Origin of the sequence: Pseudomonas shahriarae, from assembly GCF_014268455.2 — a bacterium.
Classification (GTDB): domain Bacteria; phylum Pseudomonadota; class Gammaproteobacteria; order Pseudomonadales; family Pseudomonadaceae; genus Aquipseudomonas; species Aquipseudomonas shahriarae.
Map to the genome: position 1 here is coordinate 3,341,039 of NZ_CP077085.1, position 21,030 is coordinate 3,362,068.

The 21,030-nt window shown below is 59.4% G+C and carries 18 protein-coding genes; 7 read left to right on the forward strand and 11 right to left on the reverse strand.

Annotated features, from left to right (window positions below; all coding sequences use genetic code 11):
- The first annotated feature begins 388 nt into the window (after window positions 1-388).
- Both HU773_RS14790 and HU773_RS14795 read left to right on the forward strand, forming a co-directional pair.
- Entirely contained in the window at window positions 389-2,047 is a 1,659-nt protein-coding gene (locus HU773_RS14790; protein WP_057959405.1) for a nitrite/sulfite reductase, read from the forward strand.
- Complete coding sequence (locus HU773_RS14795; protein WP_029291397.1) at window positions 2,031-2,525, forward strand: DUF934 domain-containing protein; 495 nt, start codon at window positions 2,031-2,033, stop codon at window positions 2,523-2,525. Before HU773_RS14790 ends, HU773_RS14795 begins: the two co-directional genes overlap by 17 nt.
- A gap of 92 nt (window positions 2,526-2,617) precedes the next feature.
- Here the strand turns inward: HU773_RS14795 and HU773_RS14800 are convergent, their stop codons facing one another.
- The 6 genes from HU773_RS14800 to HU773_RS14825 all read right to left on the reverse strand — a co-directional run bounded on the left by HU773_RS14800 (window position 2,618) and on the right by HU773_RS14825 (window position 11,500).
- The gene (locus tag HU773_RS14800; protein WP_186625145.1) at window positions 2,618-6,034 is read right to left on the reverse strand and encodes a polyketide synthase family protein; all 3,417 of its coding nucleotides are present in this window, start codon (window positions 6,032-6,034) and stop codon (window positions 2,618-2,620) included.
- 41 nt (window positions 6,035-6,075) lie between these two features.
- Window positions 6,076-6,933, reverse strand: a complete 858-nt coding sequence (locus tag HU773_RS14805) for a polyketide synthase (protein ID WP_128592989.1) — start codon at window positions 6,931-6,933, stop codon at window positions 6,076-6,078.
- Window positions 6,934-7,050: 117 nt separating this feature from the next.
- Window positions 7,051-8,403, reverse strand: a complete 1,353-nt coding sequence (locus HU773_RS14810; protein WP_152987929.1) for an FAD-dependent monooxygenase — start codon at window positions 8,401-8,403, stop codon at window positions 7,051-7,053.
- 57 nt (window positions 8,404-8,460) lie between these two features.
- On the reverse strand, window positions 8,461-9,072 hold the full coding sequence (locus HU773_RS14815) for an HAD family hydrolase (RefSeq protein ID WP_057959402.1): 612 nt from the start codon (window positions 9,070-9,072) through the stop codon (window positions 8,461-8,463).
- Entirely contained in the window at window positions 9,062-10,576 is a 1,515-nt protein-coding gene (locus HU773_RS14820; RefSeq protein ID WP_057959401.1) for a class I adenylate-forming enzyme family protein, read from the reverse strand. Before HU773_RS14820 ends, HU773_RS14815 begins: the two co-directional genes overlap by 11 nt.
- 366 nt (window positions 10,577-10,942) lie before the next feature.
- A complete protein-coding gene (locus HU773_RS14825) occupies window positions 10,943-11,500 on the reverse strand; it encodes an NADPH-dependent FMN reductase (RefSeq protein ID WP_057436785.1) in 558 nt (185 codons plus the stop codon).
- Window positions 11,501-11,727: 227 nt separating this feature from the next.
- On the opposite strand from HU773_RS14825, the gene HU773_RS14830 reads away from it, so the two are divergent.
- Both HU773_RS14830 and HU773_RS14835 read left to right on the forward strand, forming a co-directional pair.
- On the forward strand, window positions 11,728-11,952 hold the full coding sequence (locus tag HU773_RS14830; RefSeq protein WP_057436787.1) for a hypothetical protein: 225 nt from the start codon (window positions 11,728-11,730) through the stop codon (window positions 11,950-11,952).
- Between the two features lie 92 nt (window positions 11,953-12,044).
- Window positions 12,045-12,944, forward strand: a complete 900-nt coding sequence (locus HU773_RS14835) for a LysR substrate-binding domain-containing protein (RefSeq protein WP_057959400.1) — start codon at window positions 12,045-12,047, stop codon at window positions 12,942-12,944.
- Between the two features lie 19 nt (window positions 12,945-12,963).
- On the opposite strand, the gene HU773_RS14840 is transcribed toward HU773_RS14835, so the two are convergent.
- The 3 genes from HU773_RS14840 to dnaQ all read right to left on the reverse strand — a co-directional run bounded on the left by HU773_RS14840 (window position 12,964) and on the right by dnaQ (window position 16,749).
- Complete coding sequence (locus HU773_RS14840; RefSeq protein ID WP_057436789.1) at window positions 12,964-13,527, reverse strand: GNAT family N-acetyltransferase; 564 nt, start codon at window positions 13,525-13,527, stop codon at window positions 12,964-12,966.
- A gap of 8 nt (window positions 13,528-13,535) precedes the next feature.
- Window positions 13,536-15,791, reverse strand: coding sequence for an Orn/Lys/Arg family decarboxylase (locus HU773_RS14845; RefSeq protein ID WP_115128315.1), 2,256 nt, complete (start codon window positions 15,789-15,791; stop codon window positions 13,536-13,538).
- 217 nt (window positions 15,792-16,008) lie between these two features.
- The gene (gene dnaQ, locus HU773_RS14850; RefSeq protein ID WP_162947798.1) at window positions 16,009-16,749 is read right to left on the reverse strand and encodes a DNA polymerase III subunit epsilon; all 741 of its coding nucleotides are present in this window, start codon (window positions 16,747-16,749) and stop codon (window positions 16,009-16,011) included.
- A gap of 200 nt (window positions 16,750-16,949) precedes the next feature.
- On the opposite strand from dnaQ, the gene HU773_RS14855 reads away from it, so the two are divergent.
- A complete protein-coding gene (locus HU773_RS14855; RefSeq protein WP_057436795.1) occupies window positions 16,950-17,255 on the forward strand; it encodes a DUF2388 domain-containing protein in 306 nt (101 codons plus the stop codon).
- A gap of 55 nt (window positions 17,256-17,310) precedes the next feature.
- Here HU773_RS14855 and rnhA read toward each other — a convergent pair whose 3' ends face one another.
- Together rnhA and HU773_RS14865 are read right to left on the reverse strand one after the other, a co-directional pair.
- Window positions 17,311-17,763, reverse strand: a complete 453-nt coding sequence (gene rnhA, locus HU773_RS14860; protein WP_057436798.1) for a ribonuclease HI — start codon at window positions 17,761-17,763, stop codon at window positions 17,311-17,313.
- Between the two features lie 84 nt (window positions 17,764-17,847).
- Entirely contained in the window at window positions 17,848-18,606 is a 759-nt protein-coding gene (locus HU773_RS14865) for a class I SAM-dependent methyltransferase (RefSeq protein ID WP_057436800.1), read from the reverse strand.
- A gap of 65 nt (window positions 18,607-18,671) precedes the next feature.
- Between HU773_RS14865 and gloB the strand changes: the two genes are divergently transcribed.
- Both gloB and HU773_RS14875 read left to right on the forward strand, forming a co-directional pair.
- Window positions 18,672-19,439 carry a hydroxyacylglutathione hydrolase gene (gene gloB / locus HU773_RS14870; protein ID WP_057959397.1) on the forward strand — a complete coding sequence of 256 codons (768 nt, stop codon included), beginning with the start codon at window positions 18,672-18,674 and terminating at the stop codon, window positions 19,437-19,439.
- Window positions 19,440-19,537: 98 nt separating this feature from the next.
- The gene (locus HU773_RS14875; protein ID WP_057959396.1) at window positions 19,538-20,950 is read left to right on the forward strand and encodes a lytic transglycosylase domain-containing protein; all 1,413 of its coding nucleotides are present in this window, start codon (window positions 19,538-19,540) and stop codon (window positions 20,948-20,950) included.
- The last annotated feature ends 80 nt before the right edge of the window (window positions 20,951-21,030 follow it).

The following is a 21,030-nucleotide window of genomic DNA, read 5'->3' on the forward strand; positions in this document are numbered from 1 at the left end:
TTTGTCAGATAGTAGGACAGTTGCGTGGCGATCAGCGCTCCCTATTGATGGCTGACCCAGAACACGGCGGTGGCAACCACCAGGATAATCAGGAACAGAATTGCCCAGGCATCCACACTGCTGTCGGGTTTGCGGGCTTTGGTTGGATTGCTCATCGCATCGCCTCTTGTCGGTTTTATGGCTGATTGCATTAAGACTCGACCACAGTAAAGTCGATGATTGCCCGCATGACAAATGTGGGTATCGCAATAACCGTTCTCATTAGGCTATTTGGTTATGTGCATATACTAAAACATCACTTTTGCGCATAAACGCAAGCTGGTATCGTTCGCCGGCTCCGTTGGGAGTGCGCGGCCGTGCGCGCAGATTTGCCGAGAACAGGACCTATATGTACGTATACGACGAATACGATCAGCGCATCATCGAGGACCGCGTCAAGCAGTTCCGTGATCAGACCCGACGCTATCTGGCAGGTGAACTGAGCGAAGAAGAGTTCCGCCCTCTGCGCCTGCAAAATGGCCTTTATGTCCAGCGCTTTGCGCCGATGCTGCGGGTGGCCGTGCCTTACGGCCAACTGACTTCGCGCCAGACGCGCATGATGGCCAAGATCGCCCGTGACTTCGACAAGGGCTATGCCCATATCAGTACCCGCCAGAACGTGCAGTTCAACTGGCCGGCCCTGGAAGACGTGCCGGACATCCTGGCTGAATTGGCCACCGTGCAGATGCACGCCATTCAGACCAGCGGTAACTGCCTGCGCAACGTGACGACAGACCAGTTTGCCGGCGTGGCCGCCGATGAAGTGATCGACCCGCGCCCGTGGTGCGAGATCGTTCGGCAGTGGACTACGTTCCACCCAGAATTTGCCTACCTGCCGCGTAAATTCAAGATCGCCATCAATGGCTCGGCTTCCGACCGTGCCGCGATCGAAGTCCACGATATCGGCCTGGAGCCGGTGTACAACGCTGCCGGCGAACTGGGCTTCCGCGTCCTGGTGGGCGGCGGCCTGGGGCGTACCCCGGTGGTGGGCGCATTCATCAATGAATTCCTGCCCTGGCAAGACCTGTTGAGCTATCTCGACGCCATCCTGCGTGTGTACAACCGCTATGGCCGTCGGGACAACAAGTACAAGGCGCGCATCAAGATCCTGGTCAAGGCCCTCACCCCCGAGGTGTTTGCCCAGAAGGTCGACGCCGAGATGGAACACCTGCGCGGCGGCCAGACCACTCTGACCGAAGCCGAAGTGCATCGCGTGGCCAAGCACTTTGTCGACCCGCACTACAAGGCCCTGGACAACCAGGACGCCGAACTGGCCGCACTCGACCAGCAGCACCCGGGCTTTGCCCGCTGGCGTACCCGCAACACCCTGGCGCACAAGCAGCCGGGCTATGTGGCCGTGACCCTGTCGCTCAAGCCGACTGGCGTAGCACCTGGCGATATCACCGACAAGCAGCTGGACGCCGTCGCTGACCTGGCCGAGCGTTACAGCTTCGGCCAACTGCGTACGTCCCACGAACAGAACATCATCCTCGCGGACGTTGAGCAGAGCCAACTGTTCACCCTGTGGGGTGAGCTGCGCGAAGGCGGTTTCGCCACGCCGAACATTGGCCTGCTGACCGATATCATCTGCTGCCCGGGTGGCGACTTCTGCTCCCTGGCCAACGCCAAGTCAATTCCGATTGCCGAGTCGATCCAGCGCCGTTTCGACGACCTGGACTACCTGTTCGACATTGGCGAGCTGGACCTGAACATCTCCGGGTGCATGAACGCCTGTGGTCACCACCACGTCGGCCACATCGGCATCCTCGGGGTGGACAAGAAAGGCGAAGAATTCTACCAAGTGTCCCTGGGTGGCAGCGCCAGCCGCGATGCGAGCCTGGGCAAGATCCTCGGCCCATCCTTCGCCCAGGAAGCCATGCCCGAGGTGATCGGCAAGCTGATCGACGTTTATATCGAACAGCGCACCGAAGATGAGCGCTTCATCGACACCTACCAGCGCATTGGCATTGACCTGTTCAAGGAGCGCGTCTATGCAGCGAATCATTAAGAACAACGAAGTCGTCGACGAAACCTGGCACCTGTTGCCCAAGGACGCGACGTTCGATGGCATCTCCAACTGCGACGACCTGATCGTGCCACTGGCCCTGTGGCGCGAGCATGGTCATGCGCTCAAGGCCCGCGATGGCGGCCTGGGTGTGTGGCTGGACGCCGATGAAGAAGCCGAGGAAATCGGCGATGACGTGCAACACTTCCAGGTCATCGCCCTGAATTTCCCGGCCTTCACCGACGGGCGCAACTACTCCAACGCGCGCCTGCTGCGTGACCGCTACGGTTACAAGGGCGAACTGCGGGCGATTGGCGATGTGCTGCGCGACCAGTTGTTCTACCTGCATCGCTGCGGCTTCGATGCCTACGCCTTGCGCGCTGACAAAGACCCGTATGAAGCGCTGGAAAGTCTCAAGGACTTTTCGGTGACGTACCAGGCGGCTACGGATGAACCGCTGCCGCTGTTCCGTCGGCGCTAAGCGCCAGCCAATGAAAAAGCCCTGACCTGTCAGGGCTTTTTTGGTTTTACGCCGTGCGGACACGGCTTTGCCGGGGTTGAGGGCAAGCGCGGTTATGCGCCAGCGTGAGCCCGACTCAGCAATTGAGCGGTAATGACGGCTTGACCGATTTTTTCTCCCCGATTGAACAGATCAATACAGACCTGGTTGGTTTTGAATGACGGCTCAGGCGCCTCGAAGCTGCCTTGTGGCGCCAGTAGCAAGGGGCTGTTCGTCGGAATCGGTCGATCCAGCGTGAAACTCAAGGCCAGCAGGTTCATCGGGGTGCCCAGCGGGATGCGTCGGTGGGTGTGAGCAATCTGCATGAAGCACTGGCGCGCAACTTCAAGGAAATACACCATCGAGTAATGCTTGGGGCCGCCCTTGCGGAAAAAGTGCTCGTTGGCCGGTTGAAGGGTTTCGACGCTCAAGCCCCGAGCGACATCGCTCATGTCGCTGACCAGAACGTTTTCTTGTCTGTCCTTGTGCAGCAGAGCCTTGTCGCGGCAGGCGGTCGCAGTGAACGGGGCGGCGGGCAACGCCTCGTGTGCCGAGCTGTATGCAATGCCCAGGGTGCAGGTGCACATGAGCTTGCCGGCTTGCCGGACCTTCGCGCGAAATACCTGGAGTTCTTGGTCGTATTCCAGTTGCAGGTCAATTGCCCCTTGTTTTTGTACGTACCGCTGGAACTTGATCGTCAGGTCGTTGACATACGCGACCCGGCCACTGCGTGGAGGCATGGCGAGTTCGGTCAACTGCAATACCCCCTCGATCAATAAAATGCCGGGGACATGGTCCAGTGGGTGATCAAAAAAATAGGGGTGCGCTTCATTTACCAGCAATTGCGCGTGCAGTGACTGCGCACTGCGTTGAACATTGCTGATCACGATGTTTTCCGGGCTGCGCTGCCAGTGCTCGGCAGGCCGGGCGTGAGCGTCACGGCGCAGGGTGCAAAGCGCTTCGATGGCACGCACCCTGACACGCAGCGCCGAGAGCAGTGTCTCTGTCAGTTGATCGCTGAGTGCCAGCACGCCTGTCTCATCGTTTTGCAAATCAGCCACAGGGCTGGCAGGACCGTCAGGCCCGATGCACGACTGCAACGCCTGAGGCTGCGGGTGCGCGAAGCGCAATTCAAAGGGGCGCTTGATGGCTGGCGGGCATTCGGGGGCGGTGATCCCCCACTCCCGCAGTTTCTCGGTGAATAACCACATCACCGGCTTGCCGGCCTGGCGCACCTCGATCACCGAGTGAACCGACGCATTCATCATCACGGCCAACAGGGTTTCGACGCCGGTGGCTTCAGCCAGGCAACCGGTCATGCCTTGCCATGAACCGCCGACAGGGGCTGCCGCCGGCTGCAACTCACACACCTCAATATGCTGGACATCGCTTCGCGCCCGGCCCAGACGTGCGCACGCCGCTTCCAGGGAGGTGGCGACATGGCCCAAGACCGCTGCGCGGATCACCAGCACAGGTGTGTCACTGGTTTGCGCTCGATAGGGCCGCAAAGCGAACACCCCCATGCCCTCCCCCTGCAGGGTCGGTGACTGCCGAACGCGCTCGATTTCGGCTGGCGCACTGATGAAGCGCCCCGCACCGAGCAACAGCGTGGTGATGCCTTCGTTGAACCATTGTTGCGAGGCCAGCAGGGCGTGCCAGAACACCCCAGGCGTGCCGACCAATGTCTGATGAAATCCCTTGAGGTCAAAAATTTTCGCCGGGTACCCCGACAACATGCTCGGCAAACTGGTTGCCACGTCCGCCGCATCCTGCTCGGGTGGCATGCCCTGTGCCCGGCCGAAGAAGTTGTGAATACGGCTATAGGCGTTACTGAAGTGCGCGCCGCCCAAGTTACAGCACATGACCATCGCGGTCTCGGGTGAGCCGGCTACCCCCGGCAGGCGGCGCAGTAAGTGATTGACGCGATCGGTGATCAACAGTTTGAACGGATCGACACTGGCCAGCAGTTTGGGGCCCATGCCGAAGCCATCGATATCAATGACGTGGTCCTGCGCCAAGAATCGCCCTGGCAACGGCTGAACCGAAGTGGCCGGGTAATCAACAAAGCGCCCGTGGGGAAAACCAACCAAGGGGGCCGCAGGCTGATCAAGTTGTTGCTTGAGTGAGTGTAACGAGAGGTGGCTGCCGATCGCCGCCTCCGCCTCGACAATGCCCAGGTCCAGTAGCAGCACGCCGGGGCTGACTCGGGAGGCCATGGGCTGGTTGCCGGGCAGGTATTGATCCACCACCAGGTGCGCGTTGGCACCGCCAAAACCAAAGCTGGAGATACCGATGCGAATCGCCGACTGGCGATCAGCCAAGGGCTGTCCCTGCCCGCTCGCAAGTTGCAGACAGGATTCATCGACCTTGGCGCTTGGCGAGTAGTCGGGCTGGGGTGGAATGGTTTTTTGAGCCAGTATCATCAACGTCTTGGCGAGCGAAGCACCTCCTGCGGCCGCCAAGGGATGCCCAATGACAGATTTGATCGAGCCTATGGGTAATTTTTTACCCTCGGTCCGATAGGCACCGAAGAAACTGTTCAGCGAGTCGAGTTCTGTCGCATCACCCAGCGGGGTGCCCGTGCCATGGGTCTCGATATAGTCCACCGCGCCGGGGTCCAGGCCGAGATAGGCGCGTTGGTACGCCGTATATTGGGCCTGTTTGCCGGGTGCAAACACTGAACCCTCTGCGCCATCGGCCGACAGCCCCAATGCGCGCAGTATGCCCAGGGGGCGGCGCTGCGCCTGCAGGGCTTGGGATACCGGCTCGACCAGGAAAGCCACCGCGCACTCACCCGGCACAATACCGTCCGCGTCGCGACCGAACGCCTGCATCCGGGCCCTGGGTGAAAACGCCGTCAACTGGGAAAACCCCAGGAAAAGTGGAAGCGGCAGTACCGTGTTCAACGCCATCACGATAGCGTTATCCGCCTGCCCGCTGTTGACCAGGGCCTGGGCCATGTTGAGCGCGTAAGGGAACGAACTGCAGGCGGTATCGACGGACAACGCCGGCCCTCCCAGCCCCAGCGCCAACGCCAGCTCCGCCACTTGTTCGCCGGGCGCATAGCCCTGTGGCGCACGGGCGTCAGTCGATGTGGGGGCAAGGAAAAAACTCTCGTCGCTCCAGGACGTCGCGACGACCAACGCCGTGCGCTCCCTGATCAACGCCGAACCTTGTGCAGTCAATTGGGCAAGGAGTGCCTGCAGCACTTTCCGGCCAATGGCGACCTGCCTTCCTTCATACCGTGAAGGGGTCGCTGCGCTATCAGACAGGCAATAGGCACTGTCCAGGTAGGTGCGGTTTTTTTCCCCGACCGTGGCTGAATAGATCGACGCTTTATCCAGCTCCCAGCGTGGCAGCATCGAATTCAGAGGCGCGATCTGCCCTTGTGCCAGCAAGTGCCAAAGCGCATCCACTGAGGGCGCCCCAGGGAACTCGCCAGCCATGGCGCTGAAGCAAAAATCCCCCTCTGGTGTCACCGTGCTCTGCATGTCGTTTCCTCCTGATTGCCAAAATTGCAGCGGGGCGTGTCTCAGCTCAGCCTTTCCAAAAACCACAGCGTGTCCCGCGGCGTACGACATGACATCAACGCTTCACCGGCAAACTGGCTGGCAGAGCACTGCTGTGCCAGTGCTTGGCAAAATGCTTCGCGGGCAAAACCATTGAGTCCCAGCTCGGTGAAGGGCGTATCAATATCGAACGCTTTTGGCTCGCCCGGGATCAGCGGTACCAAGGCGTCGAACAGTTGTTGGCTGAAGGCCGGCTCGGCGCTCTGGGCCTCAGGCGTTTGCGCAGCACTTGCCGGCGCGGGGGGCGACTCGGGCGCGGCCAGAGCCGCTTTAATCAGTGCGATAGTGTGTTGCGGGCACTTGGCGTTGAGCAATTGAGTGCCGCTGGCTTTGAGTTCCGGCCACAGGTCGACGAGCGACTCGAGGAATTCCATCTGCACCAAAGAGTCCAGCCCCAGGCTTTCATAGGGTTGTTCCTGGTCGATCTGATCTACGGTAAAACCGGTGATAATTGCCAGTTGTTCAAGCACCGAGGCTTCGACATCCACAGCTGGCAATTGCGCACTGCCTGGCTCATCAAGAGTGGCCGTTGCCAGTGTGGCTGAGTTCAAGTACGACGTTTCCAGCGGTGCAACAGTTGGATTAAGCGGTACTTCAACCCGACGGGAAAACGCGCCCTCAAGTACTTGTTTGTGAGCATTGAGATACTGCACCGTGATGGTTTCGGCCTGAGCCAGCAAACGCATCAATATTGATTCTTTCGCTGTATCCGAGTCGCCCAGCGAATCAATGATCCTCTCTGATAGAGAGAAATAACTCTGGACCATTTTTCCATTGGACACGATAAATTCCTGCACAACATCGCCAAGTTCAAGGCGCATGGAGACCTCCCAACCGAAGTTAAATTTGGTTATTTAAAACAAACTATCAGTTCATCGCCAACGCGGGCCTTGCGCAAACTAATGAACTGCGCACACAGGTTTAAATCGGCAGCGCCGTTAAATCATTCTTGCTGGAAGTTGCTTTTTTTTCACCTTGACCAGCCCGGATCGCACGTGCAGATACGTCATCAGCGTAGTTATATCCAGCCCCTGAAAAGCGATATAGCCGTCAGGACGAATCAGCATCAATGTGCCTGCCCGCGCGTGATAACGCTTGTGCAAGCGCCAGTCCGGGTCCAATAACGTCGAATGTTGAAACGGCGCCCCTGCACTGCCGAGGGCATCAATAACGCAATAGGCCTTGATACCTGGGTAATCCGTCTGCACTGCATCAGCCAGTACGTAATAACCCGGCAGTAAAGAGGAAAATTGATCGGCCGCACTGAAGACCAGTAACGTGAACGTTCCCTGGAACAGATCCATCAAGCGTCTTGGCGGCGTACCTGGGGGTTGCCATAACTCGATATCGGGAGCCAGTTGGCCGGCGCGAGGCGCTGCGGTCGGGAACCGCGACTTCCTGCCCTTTTTATTCCAATGCGCGCGCTGCTTGTTCGTCAGGGACTCTTGAATACCGGTACTTTTGCCGTAGCGGTAGTGATGAGCACAAATCATCGAGGCCAACGTGCGCTGGAGCGGGCGCCAGTCACCCAGCAGTGGCAGGATGTTATCCCGCAGCCAGACAAGCACTCGGTGCACCATGCTCTCGGCTCGCAAGGTTGTCGGGAAGCACTCTTCGTTATAGCTCTGCAGCAATGCGGGGGCTGCCAGGCCCTGATCGACATAGGCGATTTTCCACGCCAGGTTATAGGCCTCGCCCATCCCCAGGTTAATCGCCTGATCCGCCAGAGGGTGGCCGATAGGCGCCGAATCGCCTGCCAGGAACACGGCATCGTGCTGCAGTGCCTGCACACGACGCGGCTGGGACGTGGCAATGCGGCGATGAGCACCGTCGCAGGCGACCATCCAGCGAGCGCTCAAACGTTCGTCGCGGCCATCAGCATGATGCAGGAGCATCTGCACGGATTGCGGCTGGTTCTGCAGTTCGACCAGTTCGGTATTCCACTCAACACCCAGGCCCGATGCATCAAGACGCTCAAGCAGGATTTGCTCTAGCGTCGACGCTGGCAAGCTGAGTAAAAAAGGGTAACAGGCATCCAGATAGGAGAAGTTATCGTTCGGTACCCGTTTGCTGTTCGCCTGCAGCGAAAACTGCTTGAGCGTAAAACCGTTGCTGACAGCCTGTTCGGCAACCCCCAGGTGCCGGAGCATTTCCAGGGTTCTTGAATGCACGACCCGCGACGTGGTGGCGGTCGAAGGGCCGGCATTCTTGTCAATAAGGCGGAAAGAAACGCCCCATTTCTGCAGTAGGTTTGCCAGTAGCAGGCCAACAGGTCCGGCACCCACGATCATGACCGTCGTCGGCACAGCGCATGGCCCGGGGACTGAAGTGTTCGAGGCGCCCATAAGTCAGTACCAGTTCCGATAAAAGGGGGCGTTGGCAATACCGAGCAGGGCATCGTCGCCGGATGAGTCGCCGTAGGCGTAAATGTAGTAGTCATCAAGGTTGGCCAGGCAGCCTCTGAGCCGTATGACTTTCTCCGGCCCAACACAGTTGGTGCCTGAGATGCCCCCCGTCAGCCTGTCGTTCTCGGTTTCCAGGCGAGTGCCGCACACATAGTCGAACCCCACTGCCGCCCCCCAGGGAGCCAGGTAGTTCTCTGGCGAGTTGCTGACCAGCGCCGTGACATGCCCCATGGATTGATGCCATTGCAGCCGGCGCAGCGCCTCGGGCCTGATCCAGCGTGGCAATTGCTCAGTCACGAAATGCCGCGCGTGCTCACGCTCCTTCTCCACCGACACGCCACCCAGGTAACGCGCAATAAACGCCAATCGAGCCTGCATCAACGGGGTCACGCCCAGAATCACGCTGAACACTTTTGGCAGCAGCCAGATCATTTTGAGCCAGAACATTTTTGTTCCCGCGACGTAACGCATATAGCGCCAGAACGTATGCCGGTCGGAGAGCGTGCCGTCAAAGTCAAACACCGCCAATACCGGTGGCGTGCCATCAGCTTGCATGGCTGTGCTCCTTGAGGACGATGATCTCAATGGTCTTGGGCAGTTTGAACCCCGAGAGGTGCTGAGAAAGCAGCGTGGAAATTGCGCTCTGAGTCAGCCCGGCACGCCCCTCGACACACAGGTGCAATGCGTTGACCTCTTTGTGGTCGGGAACGATGTAGGCTTTTGCACGCACCGCATCGGGGTGTTGCATGGCGACGGATTCGACCTCCAACAGATCGACCATCTGCGCTTTGATCTTTGAGATGCGTAAGCGTTGACGATAGAAAAACACATGTCCATCGTCATCGCGCCAAACCAGGTCACCCGTGTGCAGCCAGCCGTCACGGAAGAACCGCTTATTGGCTTCTTCTGCATCGTCGTAACCGTCAATCACCATCGACCCGCGTACCAGCAATTCGCCGATCCGCCCTGGCGCGACGTCTTGCCCTTGAGCGTCGACGACGCGCAGTTCCACACCCCTGATCGGCTGCCCCATGGCACCGCGCTGCGCGACGCCAAGCGTACTCTGTAGCAGCACGGGCATGCTCTCGGTCAAGCCGTAGCCCTGCAATACCGGTTTGCAGCCCAGCAACCGCCCCAGTTTCTCCGCTTCGTCCGCGGGTAGATGGCTACCGCCTGAGTAAATCATCAGTTGAGGGTGCATCGGCAACAGCGCGCCTTTGCGCTTGGCCAGTCGGCTATTGAAATAGCGAATGACATCGGGCACCAGGCAGGTATAGGTGACCTTATGCCGGGACAGGACTTCTGCCAGGTCCCTGTTGAGCACGGTATCGGTCATCAACAGCGTGGCGCCCACGCTCAATGGAAAGATCATCATCGCCGACAGCCCGAAGATGGCGTGCAGCGGCAGCGTGACCAGATGGACGGAGCCGACCCCCTGGCGATGAATATGCTCGTGCATGCCATCGATTGCATGCGTCACGTCAAGGTAGCGGTGAGGAACCGCCAGCGGTTTGCCGGTGCCCCGATAAGTGAACTGTATCGAGACGATTGGGTTGCCTTCAGGCAATACCAGCGGTTCGTTGCGACACATAAGCTGAACATCAGGCGTCGCATTTTCAGACAGGGATGAGGACTCACCCACTTCCAATAACAAGGAGTGACGAACGCCGTTGGCGAGTTGGAATATTTCGCTGTGTTTTTCGAAGAGCGCAGCTGTTGTCACAACCAGCACAGGCCTGGCGCTGCCCACCACACTCGCCATTTCAAATGGCGTCAACTTGTAGTTAAGGATGACCGGAATTGCACCACGTCCAACGATCGCTAAAAAATAAGCGATAAATTCAACACCGCTGGGTAGAACAAGTGCAACTTTTTCGCCCGGCAAGATATTTAAAGTGCCGAGCGCACCGTTACACTGCTCGGCTTTTAGTCGTAACTCGCGATATGTCACAACCCCTGTGTCGACATCCAGATTCCTGATAGCGATATGTTCAGGGAAGGACTCTGAGATCCCGAAAAATCGGTGTAGAAAACCGTCCTGACACAGCAAGGATTCCATTTATTAATACTCCTGACGTTTCAAACCAGTGAATTGGACTAAAGCACCTTAGGCACAGGTAGAGTGACGAGGCCGTTTATACTTCCAGGGCGCTTGGATCTTACTCATCTGAGGCTCGAATACATGTAGGACACTTCAACATGTAATGCCGAATTATCTTTGAAACACTTTTAAGTTCCAGTCCAGGGAACCCCCATAGCCCTCTTTTCACCAACGCAACAGTGCCAGGCGCAGACCCTGGGCTTCCAGAACCCCTGCATGCAAGCCAGGCTCAAGTTTATCGGGCGGCAGGCGTTGCACCTGGCCGACCAATTGAGCTGACCGTAGCAAAAGACCCAGCCGCGATGCCTGGGTCTTGCCGATCGGTCAGCCCTTCTGTTTCGTTACCCACTGGCCATAGGCATCAATAAACGCCTGCAGGAACGGTTTGGTTTTCTCCGACAGTTTGCCCGCCTCATCGAACGCACTGCCCGCACCTCCCAGGTAGGCTTCTGGCTGCTGCATGCACGGCACATCCAGGAACACCAGGGACTGGCGCAAATGGTGGTTGGCGCCGAACCCACCAATGGCCCCCGGTGAAACGCTGATGACCGCACCTGGCTTGCCGCTCCAGACGCTCTGGCCATAAGGACGCGAACCCACATCAATGGCATTCTTCAAGGCCGCCGGCACCGAGCGATTGTATTCGGGGGTGACAAACAGCACCGCATCGGCCGCAGCCACCTGCTGGCGGAAGGTGCTGTAGGCGGCAGGCGGCGCTGAGCCATCAAGGTCTTCGTTATACAGCGGCAATTCGCCGATTTCGACGATGCTGAGCTTGAGGTTTGCAGGCGCCAATTGCGCCAATGCCTGGGCGACCTTGCGGTTGATCGACTGTTTTCTCAAGCTGCCGACCAGTACGGCAATCGTGTAGACCTTGCTCATGGGGCTTTCCCGACATCTGACTAAAGGAACCTGTAGTTATAGAGCCTTAGCCGGCCTATCACCAGCAGGTTGTGGCCAATCGGCGGCTGTTTTGCGCCGTGATCTACCTGTAGGAAAAATAAGCGGCACATCATCGAATAGTATTTTTTCTATGTAGGTAAACTACCCGCCTTAATGACGGTCTACAGAACCGCAAATCGGTGTTTTTCTCCAGAGGTTCTAAACAGATGGCAGCAGTACTTGTCGGACAATTCCATGCCCGCGACGCGGAAGGCCGCGTTTATTCCGTGCATGAATTCCAGGAGTCCACCTCGACAGACGGCGGTTCAGAACCTGTCATTTCCTACAAGCTGGCGATTGGTGATCGGGTCAACAAAGTCGATGACAATACCTTTGTGCTGGTCCAGTCGCAGGTTTCACTGACCCGCGAACCCGAAAACACGCCTGTTTGATAAGGCTGTGCCTCCAGGCAGAAGTCATATGAGCGGACTTGGGTTAGGATTCACCCGGTGAATCCCTTACCTGCTGAACATGGACTTCATGCATGCGTTTACGTCATATCGAAGTGATTCAAGCCATTTTGCAAACCGGACACCTCGGCACCGCCGCCGAATGGTTGCAATTGGCTGTGTCCGACGTGGACGCCACCCTCAAGGACGCTGAGCAGCAACTGGGATTCATGCTGTTTGCCAGCGTCCGCGGGCGGTTGCAGGCCACCCGGGAAACCCTGGCGATGCAGGCACAGATCGCCCATCTCTACGAAGCCCTGGAACCGATACAACGCCTGGCCAGCAGCCTCAAGCATCATCATGCGCCGCCACTGCGCACGCTCTGTACACCGCCGTTGGCCAATCAATTGCTGCCGCAAAGCATTGCGCTGTTGCGTCGGCGTTTCCAGGACACCCCCTGCAACCTGTCCAGCCAGCCGACCCGCGACATCGTCAGGAGCCTGTTGCTGCAAGAGGCCGACCTGGGCCTGAGCCTGCATGATCCCGAACACCCGCAAATCACCAGTACCGTGCTGGCCCAGGGCAAGTTGCAGTTGTTGGCGCCCCATGGCTGGCTCAAGCCACGGCAGAAATACATCGCCCTGCAAGAATTGGCCGGCCAGTCGATGATCGGCCTGGAGGGCCAGGACCCGTTGAGCCAGTTGCTGGACAGCAAATTACAGGCGCTGCGCCCGTTGCCGGTAATCCAGACACGGGTGCAGACCTATCAGATGATGCGCAGCATGGTCGAGGCCGGCGAAGGGTTGGCGGTGGTCGATCCCTTCACCGCCAGTGGCGCGCGTGAGGCCGGGCTGGATACCTGCCCGTTATCACCGCCAATCCTGGTAAGCCTGTATGGCTTGACGGTCAAGGACAGCAGCCCGAGCCCGGCGCTCAATGCGTTGCTGGAGATTGTCACGCACAAAGCGCAGGGCCTGTTGTCGCCGGTCAATTAGCCCCCGCCACGGGTGGGGCTCAGCCGAACAAGCGATACCAGAAAATCGCCACCTCACGCGTCTGCGGATCAATCCCGCGATAACGCAGATGGTCGATCCCGCCCATGACGTAGCCGCTGCGTTCATACAGCCGACAGGCCCCGAGGTTGTTGTTCTGGGTCTCCAGCATCATCCCCGGCAGGTTTTTCTTGCGGCTCCAGAACTGTGCCACGTCGAGCAAAGCCTTGGCCACGCCATGCCGGCGTGCCGGCAGCACCACCGCCAACTCATCGACATGGGCATAGCCGTTCCAATTGGTACTGACGACGATATGGCCAACCGGCCGATCATCCAGATAAGCCATGAATACCGCGCTGTCGGCGGCATCGCGATAGCTGGCGAACTCCTCGGGATCAATGCCGTAGCATTTGCGGTACGGCAGGATCTGCTCCACCGCCCACTGATCAACTGGCTTGCCCAGTTCCGGCGTGCCATATACGCACACCTCAAAGCTGAAATCATTGCCCCACACGTAGGCGTCAAATCCCTCGTCGGCGACTCGCACACTGAGCCCCGGGTACTTCGGATTCACTACAGCTTGCATAACCATCCTTAACACTTGATGCAATCGACGGTGTAACAACGACCGTTGCCGTCGTCTTCGTGTTGTAAACCATGCACATCGGCGACAAACCCCGGGAAGCTGCTATCGAACTCACGGGCAAAGGCCAGGTAGTCGATGATCGAGCGCGTCGATTCGGTAAAGCGCTCCCCCGGCATGATCAGCGGAATGCCCGGCGGATAAGGCACCAGCATCACGGCGGCGATACGCCCTGGCAAGGCATCTATGGACACGGCCTCGACTTCACCGCGTACCAACTGGTCATAGGCATCGGCCGGTTTCATGGCGATTTCCGGTAACACCGTGTACATGCGCTTAAGGTGCTTGGCCGTGGCGTTGCTGCGATAGCAGCCGTGCAACTGGTCGCACAAGTCTTGCAAACCCATGCCCTGGTAGCGCGTCGGGCCCTGCTCGAACACCGATGGCAGGCAACTGGCCAGGCTGCTATTGGCGTCGTAACTGCGCTTGAACTCCAGCAATTCCGTGAGCAGGGTACTCCACTTGCCTTTGGTGATCCCCATGGAAAACAGCACGAGGAATGAATAGAGCCCGGTTTTTTCCACCACCAGGCCACGCTCCCAGAGGAATTTACTGACCACCGCCGCCGGGATTCCGCAGTCACTCAAGGCACCGCCCGCCGTAAGGCCGGGCATCACCAGGGTGACCTTGATCGGGTCGAGCAACACATAGTCTTCGGCGATATCACCAAAGCCATGCCAGTCGGCCTCGGGCTGCAGCAACCAGTCGGCCGTCGCCACCCGGTCAATGCCCGCCACCGAAGGCGGCTGCCAGATGGAAAACCACCAGTCATCGGCGGCAATATGCTGGCGCAGATTGGCCAGGGCCCGACGGAAACTCAGGGCCTCATCGAACATCTCCTGGAGCAGCGAACGCCCTGCCGGCCCTTCCATCATGGCCGATGCCACGTCCAGCGAGGCAATGATGCTGTACTGCGGCGAGGTAGAGATGTGCATCATGAACGCTTCATTGAACCGGTCACGGTCCAGTTGCCGTGCCCCGCCGTCCTGTACATGGATCATCGACGCCTGGCTGAAGGCCGCCAACAACTTGTGGGTCGAATGCGTGGTGAACACCAGCGGGCTATCGGGCGTACGTGAAGTCCCCATGCCATAGCGCCCGGCGAAAAACTCGTGGAAGGCCGCGTAGGCATACCAGGCCTCGTCAAAGTGCAGGACCTCGACACTGTTGCCCAATTGTTGCTTGATCAGCTCAGCGTTGTAGCACAGGCCGTCATAGGTCGAGTTGGTCACCACCGCCAGCTTGACCTTGGGCTCGCGGCCCCGGGTCAAGGGGCTGGCCTCGATCTTCGCGAGAATCGACTCGCGGCTGAACTCGGTCAGCGGAATCGGGCCGATGATCCCCAGCTCATTGCGCTCCGGGCACAAGTACAGCGGGATCGCGCCGGTCATGATGATCGAGTGCAGCACCGACTTGTGGCAGTTGCGGTCCACCAGCACCAGGTCATCGCGGCCGACCATGGAATGCCAGACGATCTTATTGGCGGTGGACGTACCATTGATCACAAAAAAGGTATGGTCGGCGCCAAAGTTGCGCGCCGCACGGGCTTCAGCTTCGGCCAAGGGGCCGGTGTGATCCAGCAGCGAGCCGAGTTCCGGCACCGACACCGACAAATCCGAACGCAGGGTATTTTCCCCGAAAAACTGATGAAACGCCTGCCCCACCGGGCTTTTGCGATAGGCAACACCGCCGCCGTGACCGGGGGTATGCCAGGAGTAGTTGGAGTCGGCCGTGTGCTGCACCAGAGCCTTGAAGAATGGCGGCAGCAGTCCATCGAGGTAAGTACGCGCCGCCCGGGCCACCTGCCGGGCCAGAAATGGCACGGTGTCTTCGAACAGGTAGAGAATGCCGCGCAGCTGGTTGAGTTCACTCATGGCGTCGGCCGGGGCATTTTCCAGGGTGACTTGCTCACCCAGGGCAAAGATCGGCAGGTTGGGCGCACGTAGGCGCGCCAGTCGAATCAGCTCGACCATGTTCTGCAGCAGATGGGTATTTTCCCCGGCGCCTTCAGCGGCGATCAGCATGCACGCCAGCCCATGATGGGTCGAGGCCACCAGCCGGCCCTCGGCATAGTCCACGGCAGAAAAGATACTGAAACCTTCTTGCTCCAGCTCCCGGGCGATGCCCCGGACCCGATCACCGGCGACGGTGTCGGCCTTGATATCACGGTGCACGATCAGGATAGGGAACTTCAGGTCTTTGTACATGGGGCTTGGCGTCCTGAGAGCGATGTACTCAGGGTAGAAGCTGGCAGCGAATGTCGCGAATGAAGATTTCGAAGCCTATACAGAACCAATGTGGGAGCGGGCTTGCCCGCGATGGCGGTGGATCAGTAACAGCTGCACTGGCTGTCAAACCGTAATCGCGGGCAAGCCCGCTCCCACACAAGCCTGCTCCGACATGTTTAGACCGTGCCGGGCCCGACTAGTGTTGGGTCAACTGGGTCCACAACGCCGGCGCACCCGCCGACTTGGCGATGGCTTCCAGGCGTGCCGCGTGCTCGGCCATGTCCTGCTCGCTCGCGCGGATGATGGTCGTGGGCTTGCGGTCCGCCGGCAGGCGACGGATTTCCGAAGGTCGGTTGCCCGAGCCTTCGGCCGAACCGTTGCCATCGGAGGCGTTGCCGGCCAGGGACAGGCTGGTCTGCCCGCCCGTCATGGTCAGGTAGACGTCCGCGAGAATCTCGGAGTCGAGCAAGGCGCCGTGCAGTTCACGGCCGGAGTTGTCGACGCCATAGCGTTTGCACAAGGCGTCGAGGCTGTTGCGCTGGCCTGGGTGGCGCTCACGGGCCATCATCAGGGTGTCGAGGATCGAGCAGTGACGGGTGATGTCCGCCCGATCCGTCTGGCCCATCAGCGCGAATTCGTTGTTGATGAAACCCACGTCGAACGCCGCGTTGTGGATGATCAACTGCGCGCCGTTGATGAACTCGAAAAACTCATCGGCAACTTCCGCAAAGCGCGGCTTGCCCACCAGGAATTCGTTGGTGATACCGTGGACGCCAATGGCGCCTTCGTCACTTTCCCGGTCCGGTTGCAGGTACACGTGGAAATGCCGGCCGGTAAGGCGGCGGCCCATCAACTCGACACAGCCGATTTCAATGATCCGGTGACCATCGGTCACCGGCATGCCGGTGGTTTCGGTATCGAGTACAACGGATCGGATGGCCATCAGGGTTCAGCTCTCAACGGTGTGTATTTCAAGGGGCGGGATATTAGCACGCTCTATAACCGGAGCGCCCCCTGGAGGAACGCCGCGAGCCCTCGCCCAACAGTTTTTTACAAGGTTTAGCAAAGCTTGCGCAGTTTGCTATCAAGCGCCTTGTTAGCCTGCGCCGCTCCTTACAGATGCGTAAAAATCTACCCATGCTCAAGCCAAACTATCTGCTCGCCCTATGCCTGATGGGCGCTGCCCATGCCCAGGCCACCAGCTTTGTGATGACCACCGACGCCCTGGTCAGCCTGTCGATGAGTGCCACCAAGGGCACCAGCAGCAACTTCAAGGATGACAAGATCGTACTGGCGGCCAAGGACGATGCCGCGGCGTTTGTTGCCAGCCACGGCGAGATACGCGGTGTCCAGCTGGAGTCGGCATTGCAGCACATTCGCCGCACCTTGCCGGCGTTACGCGATACGGACGAGCAACTCGCCCGGGGGATTCTGGCGTTGTGATTTCAGCGATTGCCAGATCCAGGACCGCGCCCGCCAACAAGGGCTATGGGGAACCTCAGCTCTGCTTGTAACCGCGCACGTCATCCACGCCACGATTGGCCAGTTGGTCGGCCCGCTCGTTGCCCGGGTGGCCGATATGCCCGCGCACCCATTTCCAGGTGATGTTATGGCGGTTGCACTGTTCATCCAGCAACTGCCATAGGTCGGCGTTCTTTACCGGCTCCTTGGCTGCAGTTTTCCAACCGCGCTTTTTCCAGTTGACCATCCACTCGTTGATGCCTTTCATGACGTACTGCGAGTCCGTCACCAGCAGCACGTCGCAACGGCGCTTGAGTTCCTCCAGGCCGCGAATGGCGCCCATCAGCTCCATGCGGTTGTTGGTGGTGTTGGGTTCGCCGCCCCACAACTCCTTCTCCACGCCCTTGCACACCAGCAAGGCGCCCCAGCCGCCCGGACCAGGATTGCCCTTGCAGGCGCCGTCGGTAAAGAGTTCTACGCTATCGGTCATTACGCTATCCATCAAAGCGGGTTGCCGGTAATCGACCGACAGCTCCCGAGGTCGCACACGACGACCTGAATGCCAAAAAGTGAGTTATTGCTCGCTGGAGCGCCGGTTGACCTTGGCCAGGGGCATTGGCACCAGTTTGCCGATGGGCTCGCGCCGGACCTGGCTCACCGGTCGCAGCCCGACCACGATCTTACGGGCTACCAGCAGGTAGAAACCGCCCCCGGACAACTGCCAGGCCCCGGCACGGCGCTCCCAACCGGCCAACCGGCCCTGCCACTTGGGCGAAGCAAGCGGCGGACGATAGCACCCGAAGCGACGTTTCTCCAGCGCGAAGCCCAGCAGGTTCAACCAGTCGCTGACCCGCGAGGGCGAGATGCAGCGCGCCTGGCGCAGCGCATCATGGGCGAAGACATGCCGCAGGCCCCAGGAGCTCCAGGGGTTGATGCCGACGATCAACAGATGGCCACCCGGGCGCACCGCGCTGGCCGCTTCACGCAGCAAGCCATGGGGCGACAGGCAGAAATCCAGGCCATGCTGCATCACCACCACATCGGCGGCGTGCTCGCTCAAAGGCCAGGCCTGTTCTTCGCAGACAATCTCGACCCCCGGCAACGGCGCGCCCAGGCGCACATTGCGCTGCACCTGGGGCGCGGGCGGCGGGGTTTGTGCCGAAGGGCCGTAGTGCACCAGGTAGCCGCCAAAGAAGCGCTCAAGCTCTTCTTCGAGCATAAGCCGCTCCTGTTCCAGCAGAAATTGCCCGATCGGCCCGGACAGCCACTCACGGGCTGCGCTGATCAACGCCAGCCACTCGGGATCGGCCTGGGCGAACGCTTTATCAGTCATTGCATTCTCCAACTCGCCAAGACGTTCTAAGATGCACCAATGTGTTCAGCTTGGCGAATAGAAGAATGATACAGATCAGTGCCCTGCCCGCCTTCACCGATAACTACATCTGGTTGTTACAGGACCATCGCAGCCATCGTTGTGCCGTGGTCGATCCGGGCGATGCCGCGCCTGTCATGGCGTGGCTTGCGCAACATCCGGACTGGACCCTCGGCGACATCCTGATTACCCACCACCACAATGACCACGTGGGCGGTGTAGAGCAGCTCAAGCAAGCCACAGGCGCCAAGGTCTATGGCCCGGCCAGCGAAAAAATCCCGGCCCGTGACGTCGCGCTCAACGATAACGACCGGATCGAGGTGCTGGGCTGGGGCTTCGACGTGCTCGCCGTGCCGGGACACACCCTGGGACATATAGCCTTTTATCATCATGGCTTGCTGTTCTGCGGCGACACCCTGTTCGCCGCCGGTTGTGGGCGTTTGTTCGAAGGCACGCCGCAACAGATGTACAACTCCCTGGAGCGCCTGGCCGCGCTGCCGGCCGACACACTGGTCTACTGCACCCACGAGTACACCCAAAGCAACCTGCGCTTTGCCCAGGCCGTGGAACCGCACAACGCCGATATCGCCGAACGGGTGGCTAAAGTCAGCCAACTTCGGGCAGCCGGCAAGATGACGGTGCCCTCGACCCTGGCCCTGGAAAAACTCACCAACCCGTTTTTGCGCACCGCTGAAACATCCGTTAAACAAAAAGCGGACGAGTGGGGGAACCGCGATAACCGCGCCGGGAGCGAGGTTTTTGCTAGCTTGCGAGCGTGGAAAGACACGTTCTAAGCAGACAGGTTCTGATACGAAATTTCTGAATGGTTGACCGGAACCCAAGCGCTTTCTAGAATCGCCCGACATTTTTGCCCGGAACTAACTTCCAGCCAATGTCGTCATCTATTCGTAAGTCCAACCATTCAGACGCATTGACCCGCCTGGCTCAAGCCATTGCGGTGGCCGTATCCGCAACTCTGGCGGGCTGCCAAACCACTCATTTCGCTGCACAATCCACCGTGCAACCCAAACCCGTACTCACAGCCAAGATCAAGCAAAAACCCCTTTGGCTCTCAGAGAAGCCAAGCCCGCAGGTACCCCAGGATGTCTGGGAGCGCATGCGCCAGGGGTTCCAACTGCAGGACGGTGTCGGCGTCAACCCGCGTATCGAGCAACAGCGCCTGTGGTTCGCCAGCAACCCGTCCTTCCTGGAGAACGCCAGCGAACGCGGCAGCCTCTATATTCACTACATCGTCGAACGCCTTGAAGAACGCAACATGCCCCTGGAACTGGCACTGCTGCCAGTGATTGAAAGTGCCTACAACCCAATGGCCTATTCACGCAGCGATGCGGTCGGCCTGTGGCAATTCATTCCCTCCACCGGGCGCTACTTCAACCTGCGCCAGACCCGTGCCTACGACGGCCGTCGCGACATCACCGCCTCCACCACCGCCGCCCTGGACTATCTGACACGTCTGCATGACATGTTCAACGGCGACTGGCTGCTGGCCCTGGCGGCCTATAACGCGGGTGAAGGCACCGTCAGCCGGGCCATCGAGCGCAACGAGAAGCTCGGCCTGCCCACCGACTACTGGAACCTGCCACTGCCCCAGGAAACCAAGGACTACGTGCCCAAGTTCCTGGCGCTGTCCCAGGTGGTGCTGGCCCCCGAGGCCTACGGCGTCAACCTGAACCCGATTGCCAACACGCCATACTTCGAAATGGTCGAAGTCAAGCAAAGCATGGACCTGTCCCGGGTCGCCGCGCTGGCCGAGATCGACGAAGACGAACTGTTCCAGCTCAACCCGGCCTTCAAGCAACGCACCACCCTGGACGGTCCCCAGCATTTGTTGGTGCCCACCTCCAAGGCGCAGTTACTGGCCAGTAGCCTGTCCTCGATGAACCCCGAGGAATTGTTGAGCCTGCGCCCGAAAAAGCCGGTGTTTGACGAAGTCGAGCACAAGGCCGTGGCCGGGCGCTCGCGCAGCTATAAGGTCAAGAGCGGCGACAACCTGACGCTGATTGCCAAGGCCAACAAGGTCAACGTGCATGACCTGCAGCGCTGGAACAAGCTCAATGGCCAGGCCTTGAAGGTCGGCCAGACCCTGGTGATGCAGGACACCCGTAAACTGGTGGCCAAGGCTCGCGGCAAGAAGCCGGTGCAATACAAGGTCAAGAAAGGTGACTCGCTGTACTTGGTTGCCAAGCGCTTCAACGTCGAGATGCAACATCTCAAGCGTTGGAACCCTCGCACTGGCCAGGCCTTGAAGCCGGGGCAGATGCTGGTGGTCTCCGGGCCAAGATAAACCGAGTGCACGCAGGCCTGTATGGGAGCCAGCTCCCATATCTGCCCTGCGTACCGCTCAAGATCCCTCCGAGCCTGAAA

Bases quoted from the DNA above. Each gene is read 5' to 3' on its own strand.
- HU773_RS14790 (WP_057959405.1), top strand. From the start codon at position 389: ATGTACGTATACGACGAATACGATCAGCGCATCATCGAGGACCGCGTC.
- HU773_RS14795 (WP_029291397.1), top strand. From the start codon at position 2,031: ATGCAGCGAATCATTAAGAACAACGAAGTCGTCGACGAAACCTGGCAC.
- HU773_RS14800 (WP_186625145.1), bottom strand. From the start codon at position 6,034: ATGCAGAGCACGGTGACACCAGAGGGGGATTTTTGCTTCAGCGCCATG.
- HU773_RS14805 (WP_128592989.1), bottom strand. From the start codon at position 6,933: ATGCGCCTTGAACTTGGCGATGTTGTGCAGGAATTTATCGTGTCCAAT.
- HU773_RS14810 (WP_152987929.1), bottom strand. From the start codon at position 8,403: ATGATCGTGGGTGCCGGACCTGTTGGCCTGCTACTGGCAAACCTACTG.
- HU773_RS14815 (WP_057959402.1), bottom strand. From the start codon at position 9,072: ATGCAAGCTGATGGCACGCCACCGGTATTGGCGGTGTTTGACTTTGAC.
- HU773_RS14820 (WP_057959401.1), bottom strand. From the start codon at position 10,576: ATGGAATCCTTGCTGTGTCAGGACGGTTTTCTACACCGATTTTTCGGG.
- HU773_RS14825 (WP_057436785.1), bottom strand. From the start codon at position 11,500: ATGAGCAAGGTCTACACGATTGCCGTACTGGTCGGCAGCTTGAGAAAA.
- HU773_RS14830 (WP_057436787.1), top strand. From the start codon at position 11,728: ATGGCAGCAGTACTTGTCGGACAATTCCATGCCCGCGACGCGGAAGGC.
- HU773_RS14835 (WP_057959400.1), top strand. From the start codon at position 12,045: ATGCGTTTACGTCATATCGAAGTGATTCAAGCCATTTTGCAAACCGGA.
- HU773_RS14840 (WP_057436789.1), bottom strand. From the start codon at position 13,527: ATGCAAGCTGTAGTGAATCCGAAGTACCCGGGGCTCAGTGTGCGAGTC.
- HU773_RS14845 (WP_115128315.1), bottom strand. From the start codon at position 15,791: ATGTACAAAGACCTGAAGTTCCCTATCCTGATCGTGCACCGTGATATC.
- HU773_RS14855 (WP_057436795.1), top strand. From the start codon at position 16,950: ATGCTCAAGCCAAACTATCTGCTCGCCCTATGCCTGATGGGCGCTGCC.
- rnhA (WP_057436798.1), bottom strand. From the start codon at position 17,763: ATGACCGATAGCGTAGAACTCTTTACCGACGGCGCCTGCAAGGGCAAT.
- HU773_RS14865 (WP_057436800.1), bottom strand. From the start codon at position 18,606: ATGACTGATAAAGCGTTCGCCCAGGCCGATCCCGAGTGGCTGGCGTTG.
- gloB (WP_057959397.1), top strand. From the start codon at position 18,672: ATGATACAGATCAGTGCCCTGCCCGCCTTCACCGATAACTACATCTGG.
- HU773_RS14875 (WP_057959396.1), top strand. From the start codon at position 19,538: ATGTCGTCATCTATTCGTAAGTCCAACCATTCAGACGCATTGACCCGC.